The organism is Photorhabdus sp. CRCIA-P01, from assembly GCF_003545805.1.
Classification (GTDB): domain Bacteria; phylum Pseudomonadota; class Gammaproteobacteria; order Enterobacterales; family Enterobacteriaceae; genus Photorhabdus; species Photorhabdus antumapuensis.
This window is the reverse complement of sequence record NZ_NMQR01000005.1, coordinates 188657-201240: the sequence shown is the minus strand read 5'-3', so window position 1 is coordinate 201240 and position 12584 is coordinate 188657. Positions and strand designations below refer to the sequence as shown.

Sequence of the window (12584 nt, the reverse complement as noted above, 5' to 3'; positions counted from 1 at the left end):
AAGCCTATTATGGCAAAAAATATCAAGCAGTCGTGATGGTTCTGGCTCTCGCTGCCATTGTTAAAAGCTATTCTGGAACAACCCATTTAACCACGGTGTGACCAATTCCTTCCGGCACCAAAACCTGATGTAGCCACGGCAACACCGATTTCATCTGCTGTTCCAGTTTCCAAGGTGGGTTAACTACGATCATGCCAGAGGCGGTCATGCCTCGTTGATCGCTATCGGGCCGTACAGCCAGCTCAATTTGTAGAATACGGCGAATGCCAGTTGCTTCCAGCTCTTTCACCAGTCGTTTAATTTGCTGGCGTAACACCACTGGATACCACAATGCATAAACACCGGTTGCAAAACGTTTATAGCCTTCCTGAATGGCCTGTACGACCGCCTGGTAATCCGATTTCAATTCATAAGGTGGATCAATAAGAATGAATCCGCGGCGACTCTGTGGTGGCAATTGTGATTTTAATTGCTGATAACCATCTTCACGCACAACCTTGGCGCGGTTATCACGGGAGAATTCATTACGTATTAGAGGAAAGTCACTCGGATGCAGTTCTGTCAGATTGAACTTATCATTCTGCCGTAACAAATGGCGGGCAATTAAAGGCGATCCTGGATAGTAACGTAAGTTGCCACTCGGATTCAGTGCAGCTACTGCACTCATATAAGCGTTCAACTCCTGCGGTAAATCTTCACGCTGCCAGACACGGGCAATCCCTTCCAGATATTCACTGGTACGTTCAGCATGTTCACTACTGAGTTGATAGCGGCCCGCACCGGCATGTGTATCCAGATAGAGAAAAGGTTTTTCTTTTTCTTTAAGAGATTCAATAATCAAGCTTTGTACCGTGTGTTTCAGCACATCAGCATGGTTACCAGCATGAAAACTGTGACGATAACTTAGCATTAAGTTCAGACCCCAGAGCAGAGAATAGGTTGATTGTCAGACGGAGTGCCTGACAACTAGAAACACATCCCAGTAGGTGATGGGACAGATGGTAAGGCACTATTATAGCCCTATTAACGATAAAAATGGCAGACTGCTGAACTCCCTCCCCTAAAAGCTCTGTTATATTAATAAAAATTTAGGATAAGTAGAAAATTATGCCCGAATGCAATGTGATATTTAAGCAAGTGATGCTATCTATATTTTCACTGACAATCATAAGTAATACTTACGAATAACCCATAAGTAGAAGTTACGAAATTAAAAAAGACATTAAACGATCACTTAGATATAAAAAGCCCTTATGTTGATGTTTACCAAACCACTAATCAGAAAAAAGGCTAAAAAATGTTATTCACCACACTATTCAGATTGAATGATGAAGTTAAAAATGAGAATTTCAATACAATCTCTTAAACTTAAATAACCGGGCTATATTAATTATAGAACCCGGTTCTCATTAAAACTACCGGCTAACTTGTCATATAATGGAAGTAGTTTATTTTCCAATATTAACTATTTTTAGCCACGCTTTCTCAATGCTGAAATCAATTTTTGAATCCCTAATTCAACTTTGCTACGGGGACATCCTGCATTAAAACGGAGAAAACCCTCACCAGCTTCACCATAAATTTTTCCTGGCATAATAGCGACTTTCTCTTCATGGATAAGTATCTGTTGTAATTTATCATCATCAATATTTAGATTACGCAGGTCTATCCAAGCTAAATAAGTTGCCTGTGGTGGTTGCCAGTTTAATTGTGGAAATGCAGCATTTAGTTCCTGTGCCACATAATTCAAGTTATCATTCAGGTAACCGCGCAATTCATCAAGCCAGATATGTCCTTCCCGGTAAGCCGCAATATAGGCTGATATCGCTAAAATAGCAGGAGAAGATAATCCATCACACTGTGTTAGTTGATGAAAATATGCCGCACGGCTATGATCATCATTAATAAAACCATAGGCACCGGTAAGCGCAGGAACATTAAATGACTTGGATGCGGAAGTCATTAACGCCCAATGCGTCGTGGCAACTTCACTCCAGGGAATATGCTTCGTTTCTCCCCAAGTGATATCCATATGAATTTCATCGCTGATAACGTTAACATTATAACGCTCACACAATGTAGACATTGTTTTAAGTTCAGAATGACTCCAGACTTTGCCCGTTGGATTGTGAGGGTTGCACAGCAATAATATTTTAGTTTCTGGTTTGGATAGTAAAGTTTCAAGTTGATTCATATCACACACCCAGTTATTACCTTGTTTTTCAAGCGGGCAAGGCAGCAACCGACGCCTATTCCCCTGAATAACTCTATAAAAACCATCATAAGCAGGGGTATGAACAACGATATTTTCATCAGGTTTAGACCAAATACGGATTAATTGCGAAACCATGTAAATCACGGAAGGGCCATAAACCGCCCAATTTGTATTAATTTCACAATTAAAACGTTGCTGGTACCAATGACGAATAGCACCAAGAAATTCTTCATGCTGCCAACGACTGTAACCAAACACACCATGATTCAGGCGGTTCTGCAATGCCTGAATAACACAGGGAGCAGTAGCAAAATCCATATCAGAGATGGTAAAAGGGAGAAGATCATCAGCACCAAAACGATCTCCAACATAGTCCCATTGGGTACACCAAGTACCACGGCGGTTAACCGGGGTGTCAAAGTCAAACATTGTTTTCTTCCTTAAATTAATGCATCAAGTTCATCTTTTACTGATTATACTTGCGGCCCAATAACAATTTGTAAGTTATGTTGATTGAGGTAAATAATCCCCAAAACTCGTAAGTTCTTTAATTTTTCATCATCAACTAAAGATATGTCTTTAATTGACAAACGAAGACGAGTAACACAGTTATTCAGTGAGATGATATTATCTTCGCCGCCGAAAGTGACAAGCATTGCTGGAATATTATAACCCGATTTATTTGTCACTGTGGAAGGTATCTTCACTTGGTGATCATTATCAAGTTCACACCTTGGTGTTTCGGCTCAGTCGTACCTCCAATCATATAAGTGATAACCTCTCGGCTACTGAGAAAGCTGCCAATTCCGAGCATAATTCCACAAAATGACAGTAATACCACAGGTAACATAAATGTTTTACCGAGGCTCTGGAAAAACTACCATAGGGTAATTCTCTGTTTCTTCTGAGTGAGCAGGATGACTCCAGTGGATATTATTAGATACTATTTAATAAATAGCACTACGGATTATCTGGTGAAAGGGTTCACTATTGATAAATATTTTAGCGGAGGATGGCTGGTTTGGTAGGAACACTGAAAGCTACTCAAATAGTCATTACTATCCTTTAAGTCATTCATATATTAAGCAAAGAACAAGCAGAACCGTAGTATTACTATTCTGCCAAACGAGAAGTATATTTGGTTGAGACTGTTTTTATATTTTGAATAGATATCATTTTCATCTTGTCAGGAAAATTTCTCCAACTCCTATTTACAACGATACCAATAAAGGTACGAAGGTAAAAAGTCAGTCTTTATTCAAACTCTCCTAATAATCCATTTGAGTAATAGTATTAATAATTCAGGTTAATTTATAAGATAAAAAATATAATCATCTGATAATTGCAAATTGATATTAATTATATATAACCAAGTAACGCAGCTTTAGCTATTGCCTGGAATTTATTCTTACAATCCAGTTTTTTAACGATATTCATTAGGTGAAAATCAACTGTACTTTTAGTGACACAAATGGTCGATGCAATTTCACTTGATATCATCCCATCTGCGGTGTATCTTAATACTTCTAATTCTCTATGTGAAAATGAGGTATTATCGATATAGAACGATTGCAAATACTTTGTGTGTGATGTTAAGTATCTTATTATCCTAATATATATTCCTAGAATTTCTCCACTACATTTATACATTGTCTCGTTATCAATAGGCCCATCTTTTCCCGCAACAGAAAATATTCCATAAGTTCCTGAAAATGCAGGGAGCCCAAATGTGATCCCAGAGCGAAACCCATATTTCTGATTCACATACCAAAGCTCTTGCCCATTAGATTTAGAAAAAAAATCTAAATCCCATATTTTTGAAAAAGAAGGGGGCACAGGTCGGAAATTTAGAACGGGATCAATCATCCAATACTTTTTTTCTATATAAATGGCTCTCCAAGATTCATGATAATTATTAAAGAAATGCACTTCTCGGTTAGATATAGGAAAGCGCGCCTTTAATAAAAGGGAGAACAAACTAAACCCCGAAATTTTGTTAATAAGTTCACAAATTTCAGCTACAAAATGGGCGTCCACCTCTAATTTATGAAAATTATAGGGTAAGGTATATGGTCGATAAATATTCATTCAATGTCCTCTTGAAAATTAAGAATATTGATAGTGAATCATAATATTTATTATAGTAGCAGAATTCACATTTAATAAAGAAAATAATTATTTACTGCTATACAGTAAACAAGGTCTGATAAACCACAATGTATTATTGGTAAACAGGAGAAATTATATCAATAGGATTGAAATTTTCATAATCAAGGGAAATAATATATAAAAATACATTATTCCATATGAAGCATATTAAACTATTTTTAAGGCAATATAAATGATTATTTAATGTTTCAATCTAAAATTCTATGTTTTATTTTTCACAACAATAAACTAACTGAAATATTGAACGATATGAAGCAATACCTGATAAATATATGAGTAATTTTCCCATATAAACTATGATTTATACCAGTAGCTGTTTCAACTTTAATAGTTAATTATATAAAAAGAAAGTTATTAGAATAATAATAAGTAAGCAAAATAACCTTTCGATTCCTAATATACCTAATAGATTTCAAGTTGCAGCGAGGCGGCAAGTGAACGAATCCCCAGGAGCATAGATAACTATGTGACTGGGGTGAGTGAAAGCAGCCAACAAAGCAGCAGCTTGAAAGATAACAGGTATAAATAATTTAAATATGTAAAGAGGTGTTATGATGAGTGAAGTCATTCAGGGTAAAGATAATATTACAGCCAGAAACTCTGTCACTGCTGATGTGACCTTTGTTATTGATGTTGACTCAATAATTGAATATCTTCGCGCTAATAATCTTACAAGTTCTCTAGACCCTAAAGATCCAACAATTATCCGTCAACATGTATATATAGCTAATTATACTCCAGAGTTTGGGCTAAAAGTGGCGAGTTCATCTGGTGCCCGTGTAACTGTTCCCATTAATGCAAATATTAGATGGAGGGCTACTACTGTATCTAATAATTTCGACTATACGATTATATTGTATAAATTCAAAAAGCTTAGTACAGGAGACGATGTCATCTCTGTCCCATCACAAATATGGTCACAGAATCCTATGGGCAAGAAAGTTCCAATGGTCCCCTCAGGAGTTAATGCAAATGAGGATGAACCTAAGGTAATTTTTGTTGAATCTCAAGACAATTATTTCCAAGCAATAGCTCATAAACCAGGCGTAGAACAATATACATGGTTCTTTGCTGCTTATGATGGCAAAAAGCTCCTGGGCTATTATCGATATGATCCATATGTTGAAGTAACTAATAGCTAATCATTTGTACATTGTTATTTTCTACTGGAAAATTATTTACATAGTTTTCCAGTATTTGTATTTTCTACTTTACTTAAATATCTGTAACAAACACTCATTTATATAATAATATTATTACCTTATAAAGAAAATCTTCTAACATCCAGGTAAGCTCTATTCCTCTCCATAAATTCAACAATCTTCCGACAATTATTCTGTCATCAATTCAGAAGGTATTATTTCTATTATTTATTTCTTTAGCTAAAATAACTTACAGGAACTATTACATCTGACATTATCGTCTATCAAGCTAAATAAAAGTGAATTAAAATTTAGCTTATTATTACTTGCTTAGATTACGCTTTCCTTTCTTTAAGAATCTTCCTAGTACAACCCACTCTATTATTTAAAAAAACATCACCTATTACTTATTCCACTTAAGTTAATCCATTAATAAGCAATAAAATCATTGCTCTTATTAACTCATTATTATCCAAATAACCAACTAATTAAAATTTATAATAGAAAATCGAGATATAAAAGAAACGTCACTGGTTAATCAGAGCAAGATATAACCCGGAGTGTGCTTTAATAACGAATAATTTAGCCAATATGCATGTCATTACTATCAGGCTACCAACCCATATTTATGTTTTTTGGAATAAAATATCATCCTTATCGGTGAATTAATGATAAAAAGAATATCTATTTTAATATTAGGTTGTATTTCCTTTCAGATAATCGCTTCTCCGGCAGAGATAAATGATGACCTGCCAATAATTGAGGCGAGAAGAACTCTGCAAGATAGTTCCAGGGAAATTAACCAACTGATAGAACAACGCCGATATCAGCAATTAAAGCAACAGGCTAATACTGTCCCTGAACCAACTCCTGCGCCAGAGTTACCGGAATCCAAACAATGTCTGCCGTTAACCGGTGTTTACCTTAAAGGAATCTCTCTGCTCTCAGTTCGGGATTTAAGTACGCTCAGCGCTTTGTCCCCAGAGTGTATCAGTAGTCATGATATCAATCGGCTCAGTCACGAACTGACACATCTTTATATTAGCCAAGGCTATATCACCGCCCGTATTCAGTTTATTGCGCCTAATACCGATGGAGAGTTAGGACTAAATGTTATCGAAGGGTTTATTGAAAAAATCGAAGGCGGTGATCGCTGGGTAAATAGCAGTATGTTATTTCCCGGTCTGGAAAAACAACCGCTCAATATCAAGCAAATCGATCAAGGTTTAGATCAGGCTAACCGGCTACAGTCCAATAAAACTACTCTGGATATTCTGCCGGGAACGGTGAATGGTGGTTCGGTGATTAAACTGCATAATCAGCGCAGTAAGCCTTGGTTATTGAATATCAAAACTGATAATTATGGGCAAAAGAGCACTGGGAAATGGCTGGTCCGCACCAATGCCAGTTTTGACAGCCCATTGGGTTTATCCGATTTCATCAGCCTGAATGCCAGTAGTACGTTAGATAGCCCATCCAACCGGTATAGCCGCGCTTATACCCTACTTTATTCAGTGCCCTATGGCGCAGCAACATTCAGTGGGTTTGGTAGTTATTCCCAATATGCCAGCCGCCCCCATTTACAAATGAGAACGATAAAGATTTATGGCGATACTCAGCAAATCGGCATGCGTTCTGATTTTGCCTTCTATCGTAATCAATCTCAGATTAATAATGTTAGCGGGCAATTAACTTACAAGAATTACAATAATTACATCGACGACGCCAAGATTGGCGTCAGTAGCCAAACATTGAGTGTCTTTGAGCTCGGTGTTAATCATTTACATATCATTCCAACCGGATTAATCACGCTCAATCTGAGTGTTGAACAAGGTTTGCCTTGGTTGGGCGCACAAACCGGAACCTCTTATCTCGATAAACAGTTCACCAAAGGCAAGTTGATGGTCAATCTGCATCAACGTTTTATGTTGTTCAACTCGCCTTATCAGCTCAATAACCTGTTTTATGGGCAATACAACCAGCGCGGTCTGCCCGGCGTCGAATGGCTGAATATCACTGATCAGAATGCAGTCCGGGGGTTTAGCAAAAATACGCTCTCCGGGGATAACGGCTGGTATCTGCAAAATACGCTGTCTCGGACGTTTCCACTCACCAACAGCACATTATCACTGCGTATCGGCATTGATACTGGCCAGGTTCAGGGATATCGCAGCCCACAAGGCTGGCAAAGCAGCGCCGGAATCAGTTCTGGCGCCACACTGAGATACCAACGCATGGTATTCGATATAGAAACCAGCCGAGGAAAGTTACTTTCCAAGCGCCGAGCATCTGATGAACCCATTCAGGTTCTAGTCCGTTTTTCTTACACCTTTTGATGGTTTTAAGCAGTACCCAACGCTGTACACACAGCAATATAACTAAATATATAGAGACTAATGTATGAAAAACAAAAAATTCAGATTATCTCCTACCGGCAAGCTTGCTGCTTCTATGGCAATCATTCTTATCTCTTGTTCTACCAGTTTTGCCAGTGAAATCGTTGGTGGTGGCGATCCAGCACACCATCCCGATATTTTCGCTGCCGAAGGTAAAGCAACGGTTGTGAATATCGTGACCCCCTCCTCTTCCGGGCTGTCACATAACCAATATCTGGATTACAACGTCGGTCAGATGGGCGTCGTGCTAAATAATGCGCTGAAGGAGGGGCAATCACAATTAGCCGGTCAGCTCGCTGCTAACCCTAATTTAAATGGTCAAGCCGCTAGCCTGATTCTGAATGAAGTTATCAGCAGGAACCCTTCTCTGTTATTAGGTCAACAGGAGGTGTTTGGTATCGCAGCAGATTATGTGCTGGCAAACCCAAATGGCATCACCTGTAATGGATGTGGTTTTATCAATACTAACCGCGCTGCTCTGGTCGTTGGTAATCCATTAGTAGAACAGGGTAATTTGCAAAGTTTCAGCACTTTTGATAATCAGAATAGTCTGAAAATTAAATCGGATGGTTTAATCGCCAATGCAATCCTTGATCTTATCGCACCCAAAATTGACAGCCGAGGCCCAGTCACCGCTCAAAAAGAGATTAATGCGATCAGTGGTGAAAATAAAACCTCGGCCACAGGAGAACTCATTGATCCTCAGCAAACATTAACCAATGTGTTGGATAGCTATTATCTCGGTAGTATGCAAGCCGGGCGTATCCGTCTACTCAATACCGCAAAAGGCAGTGGAGTTAATTTGCAAGGTTCTTTCACTGCCAGTGATGAGATTATGGTTAATTCCCACGGCAATCTCAATTTAGAGGCGGCGCACCTGCAAGGTGGAGATGTTGAGCTCACAGGTAATAATATTGAAGTAAAAGGTAAAGTCAGCGAATCAGCATATAACCGTGATGGTAACAATAATTACCAAAGCTATTTCGGCGGTTCTTATGTCAATGATAGTCAAAGCAGTCAGTCACTCGCCCGCACTAAGCTAGCAGGCAAAAATATTTCATTGGTCGCCAACAGTAATAACCGGATTACAGCCACGGATATCGTAGGTGATGATGTGAATCTAAGTGGCGCTAATCTGACTTTAGATGGGCAACAATTAAAGCAATCCACTAAAAATATTGATAACCAACGGGGTTACTCATGGCGCCATGAGGTGACTCAGGAGAGTGAAAAACTGCATCAGGCAGGGAATACGATAACCGCCCGGCAGAATGTAAATTTAAATGCCGTTGAAGGTGACGTTAAGATCCTCGGCAGCCAAATAGAAGCCAACGATAAGCTGGCTATTACAGCGAAAAAAGATGTGCGGATTGCCGGCTTGACTGAAATAGAAACATCATCAGAAAAAGGTTACAAAAAAAATCATACGGCTAAATTGCAGACAGGAAGTTGGGAAGAGCGTCAGCAGACCGAGCGCCTGATTGCCAGTAAATTACAAGCAGGTAGTCATCTTGATATTAAGGCAGGAAATCGAGCCGAGATTTTTGGGGCTAAAGTCCACGCAGGTCAAAATCTGACACTGGAAGCCGGTAAACAACTGCAAATCGATGTTCAGAAAACGGCTAACAGCGATGCTGTACGTGATGATAAAAGATACTGGGGCGGTATTGGGGGCGGTGGGAATAAAGACAATAGTGAGCTGAAAGAAACCAGCCATGCGTCTGAACTGACGGCTAATGGGCGTTTATTGCTATCAGGTTATGAGGGTATAGCAATTACCGGCAGTAAAGTAAAAGCGGCCCAAGGTGCTTTTGTGCATGCTAATAGTGGTGAAGTCACCATCGATAATGCGGTCAGTCATATCAATCAGAAAATTGATGAGCGAACGGGTACAGTACTTAACATCACTAACAGCTCAAAAAGAACCAATAGCCATCAACAGAAATCTCATGGCAGCGAGTTGGTTTCTGAAGCGGATCTCAAATTACTCGGTGATGAAGATATCCATATTATTGGCAGCCAGGTGCAAAGTAGCGGCGCGCTTAGCCTGAACACATCCGGTAATCTCAAGGTGAGCTCTTACGGTGAACAGAAACAGGTTGATAAACAAAATAGTTCTCTGGATCTGCAAAGCCACTTCCAACCAAAGGGGGATAAGCAGTATCGTGCCGGCATAGGCATTGAACATACCAGTAACAGTCAAAAAAATCAGACGATAACACAGCAAGCTTCCACATTGAGTGGAGGTAGCATCACTATCGATGCTGATAAAGATGTCACCTTGCGTGGTTCCAATCTGGTGACGACTACAGGTGATGCTAAGATCACCGGAGCGAATGTTCATCTGTTAGCTGCGGATAATAAAAAATCCGAAGAGAAATCTCAGAGTAAAACTTACGTTGGAGGTTATCTTACCGGAGGAGTTGATAAATTTGGTTCTGGTATTCATGGTAATTATGAAGGTAATAATAACAATCATACCAGTACGACTGCCGTTGTTTCCGGTTCTCAAATCGCAGGTAATTTGAACATTAAAACCAACGGCGAATTGGTTCAGGAAGGGACTAAGCATGAAGTCAATGGCACTTATACCGCTGAGGCAGGCAAGGTCAGCAATCTGGCCGTATCGAATACGACATCAAACACTAACCACAAACTACAGGTTGGCACAGATATTAGCGTCAATGTCGATTATAGCGCTGTTACTCGCCCAATTGAGAAAGTCGTTAAAGAACCGGCTAAGTCTGCGCTGGATGGCACTTTAACCAAAAAAGGCACACCTAATTTCGGCGCAGATATTGCCGCCAACGGCGGTAATATTCAGACCACAAACCAAAAGTCCGAAGCGGTTGTAACTTCTGTTCAGGCCGGCAATATCGTCATGAAAACCAATGGCGAGCTGTATGATCAGGGTACTCAATATCGTGCTGATAGGGGTAACGTCATACTGACTGCCGGTAGCCATAATAGTAAAGCAGCACAGAATCACCACGAAAGCAGCCACAGTGAAACCCGCGGCAATGCTGACTTACGTGTTTATACCACCACCGGTGAAGATATTTCTGCGAATGGCAAAGGCAAAGGTGGCACACAAAGCAGCCATACTGCGACTACCACAGCAGTAACTAGCCAGATTACCGCAGCGGATGACATTAATATCCGTGTCGAAAGGGACGCTGAATATCAAGGCACATCTCTGAATGCTGGCTCAGGCAAAGCCAATATAGATGCTAAAGGTGATATCCGTTTTGATAATGCCACCAATAGCACAACGAAAACAGCAACCGGTTATAACGGAGAAGCATCGGCTAAAGGGGGAAATTCGCCAGAGGGCAAGAATGTTCATATCGGTCTTGGCGGCGGTTACAACACAGATAGCAAAAACAGTACCACAGCTCAGGTCAGTGAGATTGGCGGTAAGCAGGGTGTCAATCTGAGTGCAGGTAGTAACTTGACATTGAAAGGTGCCGAAGTGACCGGTAAACAAATCGACCTGAACGCTAAACAAGGTAATGTCGAACTGGTATCGGCTCAGGATCGCATCAACAACGATAGTTGGGAATTTAACCTGAAAGGCAATGGAGGTAATGCAAGCTCGATCAAGAAAGCAGAGGATGACAGTACAACCACTACCACAAAACAGAACTTTGGCGGGGAAGTTAAAGTAGGTATTGATCGTCTGCAAGCAACAACCCAACGTAATAGCCATATCAAAGGTGAAAATGTCGTTATCAACAGCGGCGGTGATACGACAGTTGCCGGAGCACGGATAGAGGCGGATCAGGTAAAAGGCAGTATCGGTGGTGATCTACGCGTTGAAAGCCGTAAAGATACTGAACATGGGTTAAATGTCGGTGTTGATGCTGGCCTTAATTACACGAAAGAATCCAAAGTAAAAAGTGACGATATCCCTAAAGATGAGACAACTCAAGATGATTCGTCTAAAGACGATGTGTCGAAAGATGATCCATCTAAAAACCCAACCGAAGAGCTACAACCGAAAGGATGGCAGGAAAGATTAACCTCTGCATTTAATAGTCTTAATAATATTAAAGGGATTAATGGAGTTACAGGTAAATTTAAAGGCAATGTTGATATTAAAGAGCGGGAAAATGTCGGCGAACAATCGGTTATTTCCGGTAATCAAGGGGTTAATTTAGATGTAAAAGGAAATACCCATCTGATTGGTGGGCAGATTGGTAGCGAGAAAGGCAATGTCATTCTTAATACCCAAAATGTGGAGCAACAATCTGTTACCGGCTATGACAATAGTAAAGGCGGTAATGTTGCATTACCTGATTCTGTGAGCGGGATTGTTAAGGCAGTTCAGGAAGGTGTATTGTCCGGTAAAATACCTTTGGTGAAAACTTATAGTAATGAAACCGAAAGTAGTACGATTAATGGTGAAATAATTAATCGTAAATCTGATTAATTTGTTCTTTTATAAAAGATCCTTCAAGTGAGGGATCTTTTTATTGCTACATATATTGAATATTTCAATAATTACAATTGACAATAAACAACTTTTCAAAATAGTAAATTTCAGGTTATATATTTTTCCACTTTCATACCATAGTAGAGCCAACATGCCTTTTAAACCATCATAAAATGCCCGCTAACTGTAAAGCAAAACCATAGCGTCTTACACTTCCAACAATATTT

At 39.7% G+C, this 12584-nt stretch carries 6 protein-coding genes and 2 pseudogenes; 3 read left to right on the top strand and 5 right to left on the bottom strand.

Translation table 11 applies throughout. From position 1 onward, the window contains the following. Positions 1-67: 67 nt before the first annotated feature. The 5 genes and pseudogenes from D3222_RS05625 to D3222_RS05610 form a co-directional block, all read right to left on the bottom strand. Positions 68-910 carry a 23S rRNA (adenine(2030)-N(6))-methyltransferase RlmJ gene (locus D3222_RS05625; RefSeq protein ID WP_118985266.1) on the bottom strand — a complete coding sequence of 281 codons (843 nt, stop codon included), beginning with the start codon at positions 908-910 and terminating at the stop codon, positions 68-70. A 561-nt stretch (positions 911-1471) separates the two neighbouring features. Further along, positions 1472-2644 carry a MalY/PatB family protein gene (locus D3222_RS05620; RefSeq protein ID WP_118985265.1) on the bottom strand — a complete coding sequence of 391 codons (1173 nt, stop codon included), beginning with the start codon at positions 2642-2644 and terminating at the stop codon, positions 1472-1474. Between the two features lie 44 nt (positions 2645-2688). Further along, a pseudogene (locus tag D3222_RS05615) lies at positions 2689-2904 on the bottom strand (PTS transporter subunit EIIB); the annotation flags it as partial. 74 nt (positions 2905-2978) lie between these two features. Then, positions 2979-3131 (bottom strand): annotated as a pseudogene (locus D3222_RS26610) (PTS glucose transporter subunit IIABC); the annotation flags it as partial. 443 nt (positions 3132-3574) lie between these two features. Beyond that, positions 3575-4303, bottom strand: a complete 729-nt coding sequence (locus D3222_RS05610; RefSeq protein ID WP_118985264.1) for a LuxR family transcriptional regulator — start codon at positions 4301-4303, stop codon at positions 3575-3577. Positions 4304-4938: 635 nt separating this feature from the next. On the opposite strand from D3222_RS05610, the gene D3222_RS05605 reads away from it, so the two are divergent. The 3 genes from D3222_RS05605 (at position 4939) to D3222_RS05595 (ending at position 12354) form a co-directional block, all read left to right on the top strand. Continuing rightward, on the top strand, positions 4939-5526 hold the full coding sequence (locus tag D3222_RS05605) for an inclusion body family protein (RefSeq protein ID WP_118985263.1): 588 nt from the start codon (positions 4939-4941) through the stop codon (positions 5524-5526). Positions 5527-6194: 668 nt separating this feature from the next. Beyond that, positions 6195-7862, top strand: coding sequence for a ShlB/FhaC/HecB family hemolysin secretion/activation protein (locus D3222_RS05600; protein ID WP_118985262.1), 1668 nt, complete (start codon positions 6195-6197; stop codon positions 7860-7862). A 64-nt stretch (positions 7863-7926) separates the two neighbouring features. After that, the gene (locus tag D3222_RS05595) at positions 7927-12354 is read left to right on the top strand and encodes a hemagglutinin repeat-containing protein (RefSeq protein ID WP_118985261.1); all 4428 of its coding nucleotides are present in this window, start codon (positions 7927-7929) and stop codon (positions 12352-12354) included. The last annotated feature ends 230 nt before the right edge of the window (positions 12355-12584 follow it).